The 16316-nt window shown below is 75.0% G+C and carries 14 protein-coding genes; 9 read left to right on the top strand and 5 right to left on the bottom strand.

Features of this window, described 5'->3' with window-relative positions; translation table 11 throughout:
- Positions 1-120: 120 nt before the first annotated feature.
- The 3 genes from OTB16_RS15285 (at position 121) to OTB16_RS15275 (ending at position 4695) form a co-directional block, all read left to right on the top strand.
- Entirely contained in the window at positions 121-945 is an 825-nt protein-coding gene (locus tag OTB16_RS15285; RefSeq protein WP_267720698.1) for an inositol monophosphatase family protein, read from the top strand.
- Between the two features lie 67 nt (positions 946-1012).
- Complete coding sequence (locus OTB16_RS15280; protein ID WP_267720697.1) at positions 1013-2431, top strand: phytoene desaturase family protein; 1419 nt, start codon at positions 1013-1015, stop codon at positions 2429-2431.
- A gap of 155 nt (positions 2432-2586) precedes the next feature.
- Positions 2587-4695: a SpoIIE family protein phosphatase gene (locus OTB16_RS15275; protein ID WP_267720696.1), complete on the top strand. Its 2109-nt coding sequence runs from the start codon at positions 2587-2589 to the stop codon at positions 4693-4695.
- A 49-nt stretch (positions 4696-4744) separates the two neighbouring features.
- Here the strand turns inward: OTB16_RS15275 and OTB16_RS15270 are convergent, their stop codons facing one another.
- Both OTB16_RS15270 and OTB16_RS15265 read right to left on the bottom strand, forming a co-directional pair.
- Positions 4745-7597, bottom strand: a complete 2853-nt coding sequence (locus OTB16_RS15270; protein ID WP_267720695.1) for a SpoIIE family protein phosphatase — start codon at positions 7595-7597, stop codon at positions 4745-4747.
- A gap of 244 nt (positions 7598-7841) precedes the next feature.
- Positions 7842-8990, bottom strand: coding sequence for a glycerate kinase (locus OTB16_RS15265; RefSeq protein ID WP_267720694.1), 1149 nt, complete (start codon positions 8988-8990; stop codon positions 7842-7844).
- 513 nt (positions 8991-9503) lie between these two features.
- On the opposite strand from OTB16_RS15265, the gene OTB16_RS15260 reads away from it, so the two are divergent.
- From OTB16_RS15260 to OTB16_RS15250, 3 genes are all read left to right on the top strand, one after another.
- Complete coding sequence (locus tag OTB16_RS15260) at positions 9504-10004, top strand: NUDIX domain-containing protein (protein ID WP_267720693.1); 501 nt, start codon at positions 9504-9506, stop codon at positions 10002-10004.
- Positions 10005-10174: 170 nt separating this feature from the next.
- Positions 10175-10603 carry a hypothetical protein gene (locus tag OTB16_RS15255; RefSeq protein WP_267720692.1) on the top strand — a complete coding sequence of 143 codons (429 nt, stop codon included), beginning with the start codon at positions 10175-10177 and terminating at the stop codon, positions 10601-10603.
- A gap of 37 nt (positions 10604-10640) precedes the next feature.
- The gene (locus tag OTB16_RS15250; protein WP_267720691.1) at positions 10641-11015 is read left to right on the top strand and encodes a VOC family protein; all 375 of its coding nucleotides are present in this window, start codon (positions 10641-10643) and stop codon (positions 11013-11015) included.
- Positions 11016-11043: 28 nt separating this feature from the next.
- Here OTB16_RS15250 and OTB16_RS15245 read toward each other — a convergent pair whose 3' ends face one another.
- The 3 genes from OTB16_RS15245 to OTB16_RS15235 are packed head-to-tail and all read right to left on the bottom strand — an operon-like array spanning position 11044 to position 13535.
- Positions 11044-11559 carry a methylated-DNA--[protein]-cysteine S-methyltransferase gene (locus tag OTB16_RS15245; RefSeq protein WP_267720690.1) on the bottom strand — a complete coding sequence of 172 codons (516 nt, stop codon included), beginning with the start codon at positions 11557-11559 and terminating at the stop codon, positions 11044-11046.
- Positions 11560-11574: 15 nt separating this feature from the next.
- Positions 11575-13059, bottom strand: a complete 1485-nt coding sequence (locus OTB16_RS15240) for a DNA-3-methyladenine glycosylase 2 family protein (protein WP_267720689.1) — start codon at positions 13057-13059, stop codon at positions 11575-11577.
- A 32-nt stretch (positions 13060-13091) separates the two neighbouring features.
- Positions 13092-13535 carry an RsbRD N-terminal domain-containing protein gene (locus OTB16_RS15235; RefSeq protein WP_267720688.1) on the bottom strand — a complete coding sequence of 148 codons (444 nt, stop codon included), beginning with the start codon at positions 13533-13535 and terminating at the stop codon, positions 13092-13094.
- Positions 13536-13759: 224 nt separating this feature from the next.
- Between OTB16_RS15235 and OTB16_RS15230 the strand changes: the two genes are divergently transcribed.
- Genes OTB16_RS15230 through OTB16_RS15220 form a run of 3 tightly spaced genes read left to right on the top strand, consistent with a single transcriptional unit; the run spans position 13760 to position 16238 of the window.
- Entirely contained in the window at positions 13760-14548 is a 789-nt protein-coding gene (locus OTB16_RS15230) for an ABC transporter ATP-binding protein (RefSeq protein WP_267720687.1), read from the top strand.
- Positions 14536-15351, top strand: a complete 816-nt coding sequence (locus OTB16_RS15225; protein WP_384130993.1) for an ABC transporter ATP-binding protein — start codon at positions 14536-14538, stop codon at positions 15349-15351. Before OTB16_RS15230 ends, OTB16_RS15225 begins: the two co-directional genes overlap by 13 nt.
- Positions 15348-16238, top strand: a complete 891-nt coding sequence (locus tag OTB16_RS15220) for a branched-chain amino acid ABC transporter permease (protein ID WP_267720685.1) — start codon at positions 15348-15350, stop codon at positions 16236-16238. The genes OTB16_RS15225 and OTB16_RS15220 overlap by 4 nt, the downstream gene beginning before the upstream one ends.
- Positions 16239-16316 lie beyond the last annotated feature (78 nt).

Genomic DNA, 16316 nt, shown 5'->3' with positions numbered 1-16316 from the left:
CGGCGCCCCGTCTGAGGTCCGGGCGCCGGCCCCCGGTTCACCGCACGGCCACCCGGTGTCCGGCGGGCCGTCCGGAACCGGCGGTGGGGTTTGTCGGTCCGGCGTGCTTTGCTGGGGGGCATGATCGATGAGTTCCTGGCCCGTGGCCTGTCCGATGTCGAAGAAGCCGTCCGCAAGGCGGCGGCGATAGAGATCATGCCGAGGTTCCGGCAGCTCGCCGACCACGAGGTCGACCAGAAGAGCGGTCCCCACGACCTGGTGACCGTCGCGGACCGTCAGGCCGAGGAGCACCTCACGGCCTCCCTGACGCGACTGCTGCCCGGCTCGGCCGTGGTCGGCGAGGAGGCCGTGCACGCCGACCCCGCCATGTACGGGGCGCTGCGCGAGGACGCCCCGGTGTGGATCGTCGACCCGGTCGACGGCACCCGCCAGTTCGTCAACGGCGACCCCGCCTTCTGCACCCTGGTCGCGCTCGCCCACCGCGGCGAGATCCTGGCCTCCTGGACCTACGCCCCGGCGCTGGAGGAGCTGTCCACCGCCGTCCGCGGGCAGGGCGCGTACGTCAACGGCGTCCGCATCCACAGCGGTTCACCCGATCCGGGCGCCGACCTGCGGGTCGCCACCGCCCACCCGCTGTACACCTCCGAGGCGGACAAGCGGGCCCTGGCCCGGCTCGAGGTGCCCGGCGTCGCGGCCCGCCCCTGCGGCTCGGCGGGCCTGGAGTACCTGCGGGTGGCGCGCGGCGAGATCGACGGCCTGGCGTTCACCTGGCCCTCCGCCTGGGACCACGCGGCCGGACTGCTGCTGGTCGCCGAGGCGGGCGGTTTCCAGAGCACGGTCGACGGGGTGCCCTTCCGGGTGGACCGCGACAACGCGCTGCCCTTCGCGGTCGGCCGGGACGAGACCACCGCGCTGCGCATCCGGGAACTGCTCCGGGGCGCGTAGCGGACCGGCCGCCCCGAGGGGCGCCATATCCTGGTGGCGCAGGCGCCGCCGGACGAAGGAGTCGCAAGTGCCGTCGATTCTCGATGCGGTCGTGGTGGGGGCGGGGCCCAACGGGCTGACCGCCGCCGTCGAACTGGCCCGCCGCGGCCTCTCGGTGGCCGTCTTCGAGGCCGCCGACTCGATCGGCGGGGGAGCGCGGACCGAGGAGCTCACCCTCCCCGGCTACCGGCACGACCCCTGTTCGGCCGTGCACCCGCTGGGCATCGGCTCGCCGGTCTTCGCCACGATGCCCCTGAAGCGGTACGGGCTGGAGTGGCTGCACGCCCCGCTGCCCATGGCGCACCCCTTCGACGACGGCACCGCCGCCGTCCTGTCCCGCTCCGTCGCCGAGACGGCGGGGTCCTTGGGGCCCCGCGACGCGGGCGCCTACCGGCGGCTGGTCGCACCGTTCCTCGGCAAGTGGGACACCCTGGCACGGGACTTCATGTCGCTGCCGGACACCGCGCTGCCCCGGGACCCCGTCACGCTCGCCCGCTTCGGGCTGGCCGGGCTGCCGCCCTCCACCTGGCTGCTGCGGCGCTTCCGCGACGAGCCCGCCCGCGCCCTGTTCTCGGGACTCGTGGCGCACGTCAACGCCCCCCTCGGCGGGATCGGCACCGGCGCCGTCGGCCTGGTCTTCGCCCTGGCCGCGCACGCGAACGGCTGGCCGCTGCCGCGCGGCGGCTCGCAGTCCGTCTCCGACGCCCTCGCCGCGTACCTGCGCGACCTCGGCGGGAGCGTCCACACCGGCGTCGAGGTCAAACGCCTCGACGAGCTGCCGCCGGCCCGCGCGTACGTCTTCGACACCTCGCCGACCGCGCTCGCCCGCATCGCCCGCCTGGGCAACGCCTACGACGGCTACCGGTACGGCGCCTCCGTGTTCAAGATCGACTACGCGCTCGACGGCCCGGTCCCCTGGACCGCCGAGGAACCGCGCCGGGCCGGCACCGTACAGATCGGCCCGCGCGGCCGGGACATCGACGCCGCCCTCCAGCTGGCCTCGGGCGGCCGGGCCCCCCGTACACCGTTCCTCATCACCGCGCAGCCCAGCCTCGTCGACCCCGGCCGGGCACCCGCCGGCAAGCACGTGTTCTGGGCGTACGGGCACGTCCCCGCGCGCTGGGACGGCGACCTCACCGACGCCGTCGAGCGCCAGCTGGAACGCTTCGCACCCGGCTTCCGCGACCTGGTGCTGGCCCGCGCCACGGCCGGACCGCCGCAGCTGGCCGCCCGGAACGCCAACTACGTCGGCGGGGACATCGCCTGCGGTGCCACCTCCGGACTCCAGCTCCTGCTGCGCCCGAAGCTCAGCCTCTCCCCGTACACGACCGCGCACCCCGCCGTCTTCCTCTGCTCCTCGGCGACCCCGCCGGGCCCGGGCGTGCACGGCATGTCGGGCCACAACGCGGCCAAGGCCGTCTGGCGCCACTTGCGCAAGGGCTCCTGAGCGGCGGGCCCGGGCGGCGGCGGGCCGCCGCTCAGCCCGCCCGGTTGCCCGGCCACTCGGCCGCCCCAGTCGGCTGTTCGCGACGCAGAGCCTGCCGGCGATGCCTCGGATAGGGTGAATCGAAGGAATCGGGCCCCCCGGGTGAGGTCGGTGCGTTGGACACTTACCAGTCGACGAGCGAGGTGCCGGATCAGCCGGCGGCGGCTGTCGGGTACGCGGGTGTGCTCCGCGAGCTGCTGCCCATCGCCCTGTGGCGGGAGGACGCCGACGGGCGGATCGTGGAGTGGTCCCTCGCCGCCCAGGACCTGCTCGGGCACCGCCCTGAGGACATCCTCGGCCGCCCCGGGACCTCCGTACTCGTCCCCGAGGCCAACCGCGGACTGGCCGACGAGCTGACCCGCCGCGTCCAGGCCGGGGGGACCGTCGTCGGGACGCTGCCCGTGCGCCACCGCGACGGCCACCGCGTGATGATGGAGATGTGGATCGTCCCCGCCGCCGACCCCCAGGGGCGCACCGGGGCGATGCTGATCGCCGTGGAGACCTCCGAGGTCCTCCACATGCGGGACTCCCTCGCCGCCCTCCAGAGCCTGTTCACCCAGTCGCCCATCGGCCTCGCCACCCTCGGCCCCGACCTGCGGTTCCTGCGGGTCAACGACGCGCTGGCCCGGATGAACGGCGTCTCCGCCGCCGAGCACCTGGGCAAACGCCTCACCGAGGTGGTGCCCGGAGTCAACGCCATCGCGCTGGAGGCGACGATGCGCCAGGTCCTCGACAGCGGCACGGCCGTCGTCGACGTCCGCCGCACGGGCCGCACCCCCGCCGACCCGGACCGCGACCGGACGTGGTCCTGCTCGTACGCCCCGCTGCTGGACGGCGGCGGGCGGCCCCTGGGCGTGATCGCCTCCCTGATCGACATCACCGAGGGCCAGTGGGCCCAGGCCGAGGCGGGCCGGGCCCGGAGCCGGTTCGCCCTGCTCGCGGAGGCCGGCACGCGGATCGGAACCACCCTGGACCTGAAGCAGACCGCCCAGGAGATCGTCGAGGTCCTGGTACCGCAGCTCGCCGACTCGGCCGACGTACAGCTCCTGGAAGCCGTGCTCGAACCGGACGACGCCGGCGGCTCCACGCGCGGCGTCCTGCGCCGGCTGGCCGCCCGGTTCCCCGACCCGACGGCCCCCACCGCGAAACTCGCCGCGGGCCAGACCTTCCAGATCCCCCGGGGCACCGTCTACGAGCGGGTCATCGAGGGCGGGCGGGCCATGAACCTCTACCGCTCCGACGTCCCCGCGCTGATCACGGACCCGCGCGCCGAGGCCCTGCGCGCCTACCTCGCGACCCTCGGCTCCGCCCGCCTGATCCCCCTGGTCGCCCGGGGCACCGTGCTCGGGGCCGTCGCCGTCACCCGGGTCCGGGAGCGGGAGCCGTTCGACGACGAGGACTGCGTGCTGGTCGACGAGCTGGTCGCCCGCGCGGCCCTCAACATCGACAACGCCCGGATGTACACCCGTCAGCGCCAGGCCGCCCTGACCCTCCAGCGCAGCCTCACCAACAGCGAGCTGCCCCGGGTCGCCGGTCTGGAGCTCACCGGGCGCTATCTGCCCGCCAGCGACCACGACGTCGGCGGGGACTGGTTCGACGTGATCCGGCTGGCCGGAGGGCGCACCGGTCTGGTCATCGGCGACGTCATGGGCCACGGCATCCACGCGGCGGCCGTGATGGGGCAGCTGCGCACGGCCGTCCGTACCCTCGCGCGCCACGAGGTGCCCCCGGCGCGGATGCTCCGGTCGCTCGACGCCGTGGTGGCCGACCTGGGGGAGGACGAGATGGCCACCTGCGTGTACGCCGTCCACGACCCGGTGACGGGGGTGTGCGAGATCGCCCGCGCGGGCCACCCGCCGCCGGCCGTGGTCACCGCGGACGGGACGATCACCTTCCTCGACGGCCCGCCCGGGACCCCGCTGGGCACCGGAGGGCAGGACTTCCGCACCGAGGAGGTGCGGCTGCCACCGGGGACCCTGCTCGCGCTCTACACCGACGGCCTCATCGAGGCCCGGGACCGCGACCTGGACCAGGGCATGGACCAGCTGGCGCTGGCCCTGGGGGACGTGCGGCAGCCCTTGGAGGAGCTGTGCGACGGAATCCTGGCGGGGCTGCTGCCCGGCGCCCCGCAGGACGACGTGGCGGTGCTGCTGGCGCGCACCCTGCCCGTGACCGGTGAGGTGCGACCGCTGACGCGTACGGCCCCTGACGCGCACCGTCGGTGACGCGTACGGCCGCCGGCGCGTACGGTTCGGGCGGCCACCGCGGCCCGCGTCACCAGGCCAGGTCCTCCAGCGCGTCCAGGTCCAGCGGCGCCGGCGCAGGCGGTTCCGCGCCGCCGGTCAGCGGCAGCTCGGCCCAGATCACCTTGCCGCGCTCGGTGTAGCGGGTGCCCCACCGGTCGGCGTACTGCGCGACGAGGAACAGCCCGCGTCCGCCCTCGTCGGTGGTGGCCGCGTACCGCAGGTGCGGGGAGGTGCTGCTGCCGTCGGAGACCTCGCAGATCAGGCTCCGGTCGCGCAGCAGCCGCACCCGTACGGGCGCGCTCCCGTACCGGATGGCGTTGGTGACCAGCTCGCTGAGGATGAGCTCGGTGGTGAAGGCGATCTCCTCCAGGCCCCAGGCGGTGAGCTGCGCCGACCCCGCGTTGCGCACGCGCGACACGGCCGACGGCTCCCCGGGCACCTCCCACTCGGCGATCCGGTCGGCCTCCAGCCGCCGTGTGTCGGCGATCAGCAGGGCGATGTCGTCGCCCGGCACCGGGAACAGCATCGCGGCGAGCACGTCCGCGCAGGCCTGGTCGGGGCTCCGGCCCGGCCGGGACAGGGTCTCGGCGAGCAGGCCCAACCCGGTGTCGAAGTCCCGGTCGCGGTCCTCGACCAGGCCGTCGGTGAACAGCGCGAGCCGGCTCCCCTCCGGCAGCCGGAGTTCGGTGGCCTCGAAGGGCATGCCGCCGACACCGAGGGGGAGGCCGGCCGGCAGCTCGGGGAACTCCACGCGCCCGTCGGGGTGGACCAGGGCGGGCCCAGGGTGCCCGGCGCTGGCCATCACGCACCGGCCGGAGACGGGGTCGTAGACGGCGTACAGGCAGGTGGCGCCGGTGACGGCGGCGGGCTCGTCGAGGAACTCCGTCCCGCCGTCACCGTCGCCGTCGCCGGGTCCGGGGCCGGCGAAGGTTCCGTCGGAGCCCTCGCCGGAGACGTCGTCGGCCGGGCCCGGGCGGGTCTCGCTCTGGTCGATCCGGTTGATCAGCTCGTCCAGGTGCCCGAGCAGTTCGTCGGGGGGCAGGTCCAGGGTGGAGAAGTTGTGCACGGCGGTCCGCAGCCGGCCCATCGTGGCCGCCGCGTGCACCCCGTGCCCGACGACGTCCCCGACCACCAGCGCCACCCGGGCCCCGGGCAGCGGGATCACGTCGAACCAGTCCCCGCCCACCCCCGCCTTCGCCGGCAGGTAGCGGAACGCCACGTCCACGGCCGTCTGGTCGGGCAGCACGCGGGGCAGCAGGCTCCGCTGGAGCGCCACGGCCGTCGCGTGCTCCCGCGTGTAGCGGCGGGCGTTGTCGATGGAGACGGCCGCGCGCGCCCCCAGCTCCTCGGCGAACGACAGGTCCTCCTCGTCGAACGCCTCCGGGGTGTCGGCGGCCCGCCAGAAGTTGGCCATGCCCAGGACCACCCCCCGCGCCTGGAGCGGTGCGGAGATCAGCGAATGCAGCCCGTAGTCGAGGGCCACCCGGGTCCCGGCCGCGTCCTGGGCCCGCCACCCCATGGCGGCGTTCAGATCGGCCGCGAGCACCGCGTGCCCGGCGCTCAGCGCCGCCGACATCGGGGCCGTCGGCACGATGAAGCGGATCACGTCGCCGACCGGCTGGAGCGGCTGGTCGGTGCGTACGCCGGTCATCGCCGCCCGGCGCATCTCGGTGTACACGCCGGCGGCGCGGACGGGCTCGTCCCCGCGCAGCACCGGCTCCAGCAGCTCCACGGTGACGAAGTCCGCGAAGCGCGGCACGGCGACCTCCGACAGCTCCTCGGCGGTCCGCACCACGTCCAGGGTCGTGCCGATCCGCACCCCGGCGTCGTACAGCAGCTGCAGCCGCTCCCGGGCCACCTCGGCCCGGCCGGAGAGCGCGGCGAGCTCGGTGGTGTCGCGCAGGGTCATGACGCTGCCGGAGGGCCGGCCCGCGTACGGCTCGGTGGGCCGTACGTTGACGGCCAGCAGCCGGTCGCCGGCGAGGTGGACCTCGTCCGTGGCGACCCGCCCGGAGACGAGCAGCTCGGTGGTGCGCGGGTCGAGGCCGAGGCCGGTGACGTGGCGCTGCTCGGAGTCCGCGGGCAGGTTCAGGAGGCGGCGGGCCTCGTCGTTGGCGAGGACCAGCCGGCCGTCGGCGCCGATGATGAGCACGCCCTCGCGGACGGCGTGCAGGACCGCCTCGTGGTGCTCGTTCATCCGGTTCATCTCGGCGGCGCCCAGGCCGTGCGTCTGGCGCCGCAGCCGGCGGCTGACGAGCGCGGCGCTGCCGGTGCCGAGCAGCAGGGCGCAGACGGCGGCGCCCAGGAGCAGCGGGAGCTGGTCCTCGACCACCTCGGAGACGTTCTCCACCTCGATGCCGGTGCTGACCAGGCCCACGACGGCGCCGCGCGCGTCCCGTACGGGCACCACGGCCCGGACCGCGTCGCTGGGCGCGCCCTCGAAGGACTCGGTGAACGACTGCCCGGCGGCGGCGCGCGAGAGGTCGCCGGTGGCGCGCCGGCCGATCAGCTCGGGCCGCGAGTCGGTGTAGCGGATCCCGGAGGTGTCCATGACGGCGAGGAAGTCGATTCCCGAGGCCCGGCGGGCGGCCTCGGCCAGCGGCTGGAGCCCGAGGGTCGGGTTCGGTGCCCTCAGGGCCTCGGGCAGGCCCGGGGCGTGGGCGAAGGCCTCGGCGGCCGCGAGCGAGCGGTGGCGGGCGTCGCGCTGGCTGTCGAAGCGGGCCTGGACCACCAGGGCCACCGAGGCGGCGGTGATCAGCAGCAGCACGATGGCGGCCTGGAGGGCGAAGACCTGACCGGCCACACTGCGCGCGCCCAGGGACAGGCGCGCGAGCAGCCGCGCACCCCACCCGGTCGGCTGGCGACCCTTACGTCCGGTCATGAGCCATTTCTAACACTGTCGCGGTGGTTTGGCGGCGGTTGCGGGGACACCTGCGGCCGCACGGCACCGGCGCCGGGTCCGAAGGCGGCGCCGGGGCCGCCGCCGTACGGGCCCGCACGAAGACTCCGGCCCGGGAACGGGCCGGGCCCGGACCCCCGAAGGGGCCCGGGCCTCGGAAACCGTGACGGGGCGGGGACGGGGACGGCGACCGGGGCGGGGGGCCCCGGGTCCGTGACCGGCTTCGTCAGAGGATGTCGGCGGCGATGCGGGCCGCGACCCGCTCCAGCAGGGGGCCCGCGTTCGGGATGGACTTGGCCGGGTCCGGCTCCAGGTCCGTCAGCGGGTACGCCCGGCGGATGCCGGCCGCCTCCAGGGCCTCCTGGCTCAGCAGCAGGCGTCCGCAGACCGCGACCACCGGCTTGCCCGCCGCGCGCGCGGCTGCCGCCACGCCAGCCGGGGCCTTGCCGTGCAGGGTCTGCTCGTCCAGCGAGCCCTCGCCGGTGATGACCACCGTGGCGCGCTCCAGCGCCGGAGCGAAGCCCAGCACCTCCAGCATCAGTTCGATGCCGGGGCGGAACGTCGCGCCGAGAAGCAGCGCCCCGTAGCCGATGCCGCCGGCGCCGCCCGCGCCCGGGAGCACCGCGCACTCGGCGGCCTTCGCGCCGATCGACTTCTCCAGCACCACCGCGAAGTGGGCCAGTGCCGCGTCGAGGGTCGCCACGTCCTGCGCGGAGGCGCCCTTCTGCGGGCCGTAGACCGCGGGCGCGCCCTTGGGGCCCGTCAGCGGGTTGTCCACGTCGCTGGCGAGGACGAAGTCCACGTCGGCGAAGCGCGGGTCGACCCCGGACAGGTCCGCGGAGGCCAGCGAGGCCAGCGCGCCGCCTCCCGGGCCGACCGGTTCGCCGTTCGCATCCAGGAACACCGCGCCCAGCGCGGCCAGCATGCCGGCGCCGCCGTCGGTGGTGGCGCTCCCGCCCACGCCGAAGACGATCGAGCGGGCGCCCGCGTCCAGGGCGGCCTTCAGCAGCTCGCCCGAGCCGTACGTGGTCGCGGTCAGCGCGGCGAAGGTGCCCGCCGGCAGCAGCTGCAGCCCGGAGGCCTCCGCCATCTCGACCACCGCGGTGCCGTCGCGCAGCGCGAAAGCGGCCGTGACCTGGTCACCGAGGGGCCCGGTGACCCGTACCTCCCGGCGTTCGAAACCGGCCGCCACGGCGGCCGCGACCGTACCGTCGCCGCCGTCCGCGACGGGGAGGGTCTCGATCTCCACGCCCGGTACGGCCTTGCGAAGGCCGGCCGTCACCCGCTCCGCGACCTGCACGGCCGTGAGCGAGCCCTTGAATTTGTCCGCGGCGATGAGCACGCGCGCGGTCTCAGTTACTGCTCCGTCCGTCACTTGCCATTCCCTTGCTATCGAACAGTGCAGTCGCGCCGCCATGAGCCTAACCGGAGGATCCTCCTATGCCCATGGGTGCCCTGGGTCACACCCGGCACGCCATCGCCTTAAAGGGATACATACACCCCCATAGCGGGACGGCATGAGCGTGGAATCGTCACCATCGAGGTGATCGACGTGATCGCTGTACTGGCCGTCGTGGCCTGGGCGGCCCTGGGCAAGGGCTCGTTCGACAGCGCCTCGGGCACCGCGCTCGCCCGGGTGCTGGACGACTTCGCCTGACTCCTCGTGATCGCGGCCGACGTCTTCCTCGCGCGGGCCGCAGGACGCGGTCAAGGCGATGGGAAGCGTGAACGGACGCGGGTGGCACGGGGGTGCGGTTCCGCATTCACGGCGGTCCGGCGCGGAGGGTGCGGTTCCGTCTCCGCGGCCGGCCGGCGACCGATTGATCCGCAATGGCGCCCTTCGGGAGGGGGCCTCCGCCCGCTCGGGTCGCGTGGGTAGGGTGGCGTCGTGACCACCACGGATGACTACGCCACCTACATCGCGAGCCTGCCCCGGGTGCTGGCCGGAGCCGCCGCCCTCTACCGCGACGCGGAGGGCCGGGTGCTGCTCGTCGAGCCCAACTACCGCGCCGGCTGGGCCCTTCCCGGCGGCACCATCGAGTCGGACCTCGGTGAGTCGCCGCGTACGGCCGCCCGCCGCGAGAGCGCCGAGGAGATCGGCATCGACGTGCCGCTGGGCCGGCTGCTCGCGGTGGACTGGACCCTCGGCACGGCCCGCCCGCCGCTCGTCGCGTACCTCTACGACGGCGGGGTGCTGGACGCCGGGCAGCTCGCCTCCGTCACGCTCCAGGAAGAGGAACTGCTCTCCTGGCGGCTGGTCGAGCCCGCCGAGCTGACGGCGTACCTGCCCGGATCGCTCGGCCTGCGCACCGCGGAGGCCTACCGGGTCCTCCAGTCGGGCGAGGGCGCCGCGGAGCTGGAGAACGGCCTGCGGCCGGCAGCCGACTAGGACGCCCCGGGCCCGCCCGGAGCCCGCCATCCGGAGCCCGGGGCCCGGAGCCCGGGGCCCGGAGCCCGCCATCGGTCATCCGCCATCCGTCATCCGGAGCCCCCGCAGGCCCGCCCTCGCCGGCCGGCCGGCGACACCGCGCCCCCTTCGACCAGGACACGATTCAGCAGATGATCACGATGTACGCCTGGCCCAGCACCGCCGACGGCCCGGACGCCCTCCCCATGGTCCACTTCACCACCGACGAACAGGCCGGCGCCGAGGTCACCCCCGAGGGCACACCGGTCTGGCTGTTCGACTCCGCGATACGCGACGGCGGCTGGGCCCAGTTCACCGACTTCGAGGGCTGGTCCGTCCCTGCCGCCGGGTGGCAGGCCTTCTACCGCCGCGAGGACGACTTCCTCGCCGTCACCGGACCGGGCTCCTGCGAGGGCTGGTACGAGGGCGGGCTCGGCGCCGAACCCGACTGGGTCGAGGCGGCCGCAGCCCGGCAGAGCGTGGTCCTGCTCGCCGCTCCCGTCCAGCACCCCTCGCTCTACGCGTACGCCGTCGAGGCGGGCGCCGCCTTCGCCCTGCTGATCCCGCTCGCCGTGGTCTGAGCGGAGCCGGTCGGCCGCCTTTCGTACACTCAGGGGCATGGCATGCCGCATCAGTGAGCTGGTCCTCGACGCCGCCGACCCCGAACGGCTCGCCGCGTTCTGGAGCGAGGTCCTCGGCTACGTGGAACTCGGCCGGGAGGACGACGGGAGCATCGAGATCGGCCCGCCCGACGGCGGCCCGCAGCCGACCCTCGTCCTCAGCCCCAGCAGCGCCCCGCGACCCGGGAAGCTCCCCCTGCACATCGACGTCAGCGCCACCGACCGCGACCAGGACGCCGAGCTGGAGCGGCTGCTCGCCCTCGGCGCCCGGCCCGCCGATGTCGGCCAGACCGGCACCGAGAGCTGGCACGTTCTGGCCGACCCGGAAGGCAACGAGTTCTGCCTCCTGCGCACCCGGATCCGCCCCGCCTGACGCCCGCCTGACGCCCGCTCGACACCCCCTAGACCAGCCGGCCCGCCCCCGACTCGAAGTCCAGCAGGCGGACCTTGCGCTCCAGACCGCCGCCGTAGCCCGTCATGCCGCCCGAGGCCCCGATCACCCGGTGGCAGGGGACGATGATCCCGATCGGGTTCTTCCCGTTGGCCAGGCCGACCGCGCGGGAGGCGTTCGGCTTGCCGAGTTCGTCCGCCAGCCGCCCGTACGACCAGGTCTCGCCGTAGGGGATGCGGACGAGCTGGCCCCACACGCTGCGCTGGAAGTCGGTGCCCTCCAGCCGGAGCGGCAGGTCGAACGCGGTGAGCTCGCCGGCGAAGTACGCGGCCAGTTGCCGCACCACCTCGGGGAAGGGCTCCTCGCCCGCGGCGACCCGCTCACCGAACGACTCCTCCGCCGGACGGTGCCGCTGCTCCGTCATGTACAGGCCGCTGAGGACGCCGTCCGACGCGACCAGGGTGAGCGGTCCGTACGGGCTGTCGACGACGGTGTGCTGCTTGCCGCTGATGCTGCTGGGGTTCATGGTCGTACGCGCCTTTCAGGCGGGGAGGTGGTTGACGGCGTGGTCGTCGGTGGCCCACAGGTACTGGACGGCGTAGGCGCGCCAGGGCCGCCAGCCGGCCGCCCGGGCGGTCAGCGCCGACGGGGTGGACGGCAGCCCGAGGCCCCGCGCGGCCCGCCGGACGCCGAGGTCGGACGGAAGGAACGCGTCCGGGTCGCCGAGCGCCCGCATCGCGATCACCTCGGTGGTCCACGGCCCGAAGCCGGGCAGCGCCGAGAGCCGGGCGCGGGCCGCGTCCCAGTCGCTGTCGATGCCGAGCGGCAGCGAGCCGTCGGCCAGCGCCGCGACCAGGGTGGTGAGCGTGGCGCGCCGGCTGCGCGGCAGGGCCAGCGCCTCCGGGTCCAGCCCGGCCAGCGCCTGCGGGGACGGGAAGAGGTGGGTCAGCCCGCCGTGCGGGTCCTCGACGCGCTCGCCGTGCGCGCTCACGAGCCGGGCCGCGTGCGTGCGCGCCGCAGCCGTGGACACCTGCTGCCCGAGCACGGCCCGTACGGCGAACTCCGCCGCGTCGACCGTACGGGGAACCCGGCGCCCCGGAGCCTTGTCCACCAGCGGGGCCAGCAGCGGATCGGAGCGCAGCTGACCGTCCACCGCCTCCGGGTCGGCGTCCAGGTCGAGCATCCAGCGGCAGCGGCTGATCGCGATGGTGAGGTCGCGCAGGTCGGTCAGGGCGAGCCGGCAGGCGATGTGGTCGGGCCGCGGGGCCAGGGCCACCACCCCGGTGCCGTACGGCAGGCGCAGCGTGCGCCGGTAGGCCCCGTCGCGCCACTCCTCGACCCCGGGGACGGCGGTCGCGGCGAGGTGTCCGAACAGGTTGTCGGGATTGAGGGGGGCGCGGAACGGCAGCCGCAGGCTGATCGTCCCGGGGAGGCGGGGCTGCGCGTCGGGCCGGCGGCTCGCCTTCGCCGCGCGCTCCCGCAGGTCGCTGGGGGAGAGGGCGAAGACCTCGCGCACGGTGTCGTTGAACGTGCGGATCGAGGAGAACCCGGAGGCGAAGGCCACGTCGCCCATGGGGAGTTCGGAGGTCTCGATGAGCAGCCGGGCGGTCTGCGCGCGCTGCGCCCGGGCCAGGGCGAGCGGGCCCGCGCCCAGCTCGGCGTTCAGCTGCCGCTCCACCTGGCGGGTCGAGTAGCCGAGACGGGTGGCGAGGCCGGGCACGCCCTCGCGGTCGACGACCCCGTCCTGGATGAGCCGCATCGCGCGGGCCACGGCGTCGGCGCGGGCGTTCCACTCGGGCGAACCCGGGCTGGAGTCGGGCCGGCACCGCTTGCAGGCCCGGAATCCGGCCTGCTGGCAGGCGGCGGCACTGGGCAGGAAGGTCATGTTCGCGACCTTGGGCGGTACGGCGGGGCAGCTCGGCCGGCAGTAGATCCTGGTGGTCAGGACGGCGGTGAAGAACCAGCCGTCGAAGCGGGCGTCCTTCGACCGCACGGCTCTGACGCAGCGCTCGGTGTCGGTGTGCATGAGTCCAGGATCCCCGGGCGGGGAGAGGTCGGCTAGCGGTTTTCCGACATCAAGACTACGCGACCGGGCCGGTCACCGATTCGGTCGGGAACCGTCCGCGGCCGGTCGGCCGGTCTACCCGCCCGCCCCCGGGTCACCCTCCCGCCGGAGCCGGGCCCGCCGCCAGCCGGTGGGCGGCCCGGGCCAGGGTCAGGGCGATCAGGTCGTGCGGGCGCGACAGGGAGCGGGACCGGCAGGCCCTGTTCGGCGCGCCGACGCCCCAGCTCCTGCGCGTACGCCAGGTCCTTGCGCGGTTCGCAGCGGCGCGCGGCGAACGCCTCGATGCCGTACCGCATCGCCTCGGACACCTGCTGCCAGTGCTCGTCACGCGGCACCGCCAGGTCGAACAGCGGCGAGTGCTTCGCCAGATCGCCGATCAGCCGTTCCGTCAGCGCCGGAACGCGCTCCAGCAGCACCTCGGCCGCCGTCAGCAGCACCGACCATTCCGCTTCCGTGCGCGCGCCCTGCGTCCGCCCATGGCCGCCGAGGATGTCACCCCCCGGCCGCCGGCGTAAGGGGCCGCGTCGACAGGTCTGTGCCACTGCACAACGGCACCCCGCCCCCGGCTGGTCATCCGCAGCGATTGCGCTTCCGGCCGTGGACGCCCGTCCCACCCGGTGCTGGTCTGTGCGCCAGCACAACGTCAAAGAAAGGAGGGCATGTGGCTTCGCTCCAGGTGCGCGCACTGTCCGTCGGCTACGGGCCGGTACGGGCGCTGCGCGACGTGTCGCTCGACGTGCCCGAGGGCGCCGTGGTCGTCGTACTCGGCGGGAACGGCGCGGGAAAGACGACCCTGCTCCGGGCGGTGTCCCGGACGCTCGCCTTCCACCGGGGCGCCGCGACCGGCGGGAGCGTCACCTTCGACGGCAGAGCGCTGGACGGGATCTCCCCGGCCCGCGCGGTGGCCGCCGGGGTGGTGCAGGTCCCCGAGGGACGGCAGGTGTTCGCCCGGATGACGGTCGCGGACAACCTGCGGGCCGGAGCCCTCGGGTCCCGGGCCGGCTCCCGCGCCGACACCGCCCGTTCGCTGGCCCGCGTCCACGAGCTGTTCCCGGTCCTCGCCGGGCGGTCCCGGCAGCGCGCCGGGCTGCTCTCGGGCGGCGAGCAGCAGATGCTGGCGCTGGGCCGGGCACTGATGGCCCGGCCCCGGCTGCTGCTCCTCGACGAGCCCTCGCTGGGGCTCGCGCCGAAGATGGCCGCCACCATCGCCGAGACGATCACCGAGATCAACGCCTCGGGCACCTCGGTGCTCCTGGTGGAGCAGAACGCCGCGCTCGCGCTGCGGCTCGCCTCCCACGCGTACGTCCTGGAGGTCGGCGAGGTCACCCTGTCCGGACCGGCGGCCGAACTCGCCGCCTCCGACGAGGTCCGCCGCCGCTACCTCGGCATCACGGACGAGGCGGCCCCGCCGCCGGCGGCGACCCGCCCGCTGGCGAGGTGGTCGGCGTGACCGCGTCCACGGCGCCGCACGAGGCGGGGCCCCCGCCGCTCACCGTCAGCGACGTCACCGTCCGCTTCGCCGGCCTGACCGCCCTCGACGCGGTCTCCTTCACCGTCGAGCCGGGCAGCGTCCACGCCGTCATCGGCCCCAACGGCGCCGGCAAGTCCACCTGCTTCAACGTGCTCTCCGGGGTCTACCGGGCCGCCTCCGGCAGCGTCCGTTTCGGGGACACCGAACTCACCGGCCTCGCCCCGCACGCGGTCGCCGCCCTCGGCATCGCCCGCACCTTCCAGAACCTGGCGCTGCCCCCGCACACCACGGTCGCCGACAGCCTGCTCCTCGGCCGCCACCGGCTGATGAGGTCCGGCTTCCTCGCCGCGGGCCTGCGGCTGCCGGCCGCCGTCCGCGAGGACCGGCGCCACCGCGAACGGGTCCGCGAGATCGCCGCCTTCGTCGGCCTGGAAGCCGACCTGGCCGCCCCCGCGGGCTCCCTCCCGTACGGCAAACAGAAACTCGTGGAGCTCGCCCGGGCCCTGTGCATGGAGCCCCGGCTGCTGCTCCTGGACGAACCGGTCGCCGGGATGACCGCCGACGAGCGGCAGCGCACCGCCGCCGTCGTCGCGGGCGTCCGGGACGGCCTCGGCATATCGATCGTGCTGGTCGAACACGACATGGGGGTGGTGATGCGGCTCGCGGACGCGGTGACCGTACTCGACTTCGGCAAACGGATCGGCGGCGGGACCCCCGCCCAGGTGCAGAGCGACCCCGCGGTCGTGCGCGCCTACCTGGGCGAGGAGGAACCGGCCGCGTGACCACCTTCCTGGAACTGCTGCTCGGCGGCCTGTCCATGGGCTCCGTGTACGCGCTGATCGCCCTCGGCTTCGTCGTCATCTTCAAGGCCACCGAGGTCGTGAACTTCGCCCACGCCTCCCTCCTCCTCGCCGGCGGGTGGGTGACCGCCGTCCTCCACGACGACATCGGCTTCTGGCCCGCCCTCGCCGTCGGCATCGCCTCGGCCGCAGCGGTCGGCGCCTCGGTGGAGTTCCTCGTGATGCGGCGCTACCGGGGCCAGGACCAGAGCGTCCTGGCCATCGTCACCATCGGCGTGGACATCCTGATCACCACCGACCTCACCCGCCGCATCGGTACGGACGTCCTCGCGCTCGGCGACCCGTGGGGCGACGCCGTCGTCCACCTCGGGCCGGTCACCCTCCCCCAGACCCGGATCGCCGCCCTCGTCTCCGCCACCGTCCTGATCGGCGCGTTCCTGCTGGTCTTCCGGTACACCTCCTGGGGGGTCGCCATGCGGGCCGCCGCCGAGAAGCCGGAGACCGCCGCCCTGATGGGCGTACGGCTGGGCCGCGTCTCCCTGGCCGCCTGGGCGGTCGCCGGGGCCCTGGCCGCCGTGGCCGCGCTCTTCCTCACCGTCTTCCCCACCCCCGGCCTGGAACGGGCCACCTCGCTGGCCGCCCTCAAGGCCTTCCCCGCCGCCATCCTCGGCGGCCTCGACTCCACCACCGGAGCCCTCGCGGGAGGCCTGATCGTCGGCGTCACCGAGGCCATGGCCACCGGGTACCAGAGCCAGCTCGCCTTCCTCGGCCGCGGCATCGGGGACCTCGCCCCGTACCTCGTCATGGTCGCGGTCCTGCTCCTGCGCCCGGCGGGCCTCTTCGGAACGAAGGAGCCCGCCCGTGTCTGAGCACGAGACCGCGGTACCCGGCCCGCAGGGCGCCCCCACCGGCCCGGCCGGGCCCACGGCCCCCACGACGCCCGCCGC

The organism is Streptomyces antarcticus (assembly GCF_026627255.1).
Classification (GTDB): Bacteria; Actinomycetota; Actinomycetes; order Streptomycetales; family Streptomycetaceae; genus Streptomyces; species Streptomyces antarcticus.
The sequence above is the reverse complement of the archived record's forward strand: the minus strand, read 5'-3'. Positions and strand labels throughout refer to the sequence as shown.

What these genes read in the sequence shown, in the direction of transcription:
- OTB16_RS15285 (WP_267720698.1), top strand. Translation starts at nt 121, where the DNA reads ATGATCGATGAGTTCCTGGCCCGTGGCCTGTCCGATGTCGAAGAAGCC.
- OTB16_RS15270 (WP_267720695.1), bottom strand. Translation starts at nt 7,597, where the DNA reads ATGACCGGACGTAAGGGTCGCCAGCCGACCGGGTGGGGTGCGCGGCTG.
- OTB16_RS15255 (WP_267720692.1), top strand. Translation starts at nt 10,175, where the DNA reads ATGATCACGATGTACGCCTGGCCCAGCACCGCCGACGGCCCGGACGCC.
- OTB16_RS15250 (WP_267720691.1), top strand. Translation starts at nt 10,641, where the DNA reads ATGGCATGCCGCATCAGTGAGCTGGTCCTCGACGCCGCCGACCCCGAA.
- OTB16_RS15245 (WP_267720690.1), bottom strand. Translation starts at nt 11,559, where the DNA reads ATGAACCCCAGCAGCATCAGCGGCAAGCAGCACACCGTCGTCGACAGC.
- OTB16_RS15240 (WP_267720689.1), bottom strand. Translation starts at nt 13,059, where the DNA reads ATGCACACCGACACCGAGCGCTGCGTCAGAGCCGTGCGGTCGAAGGAC.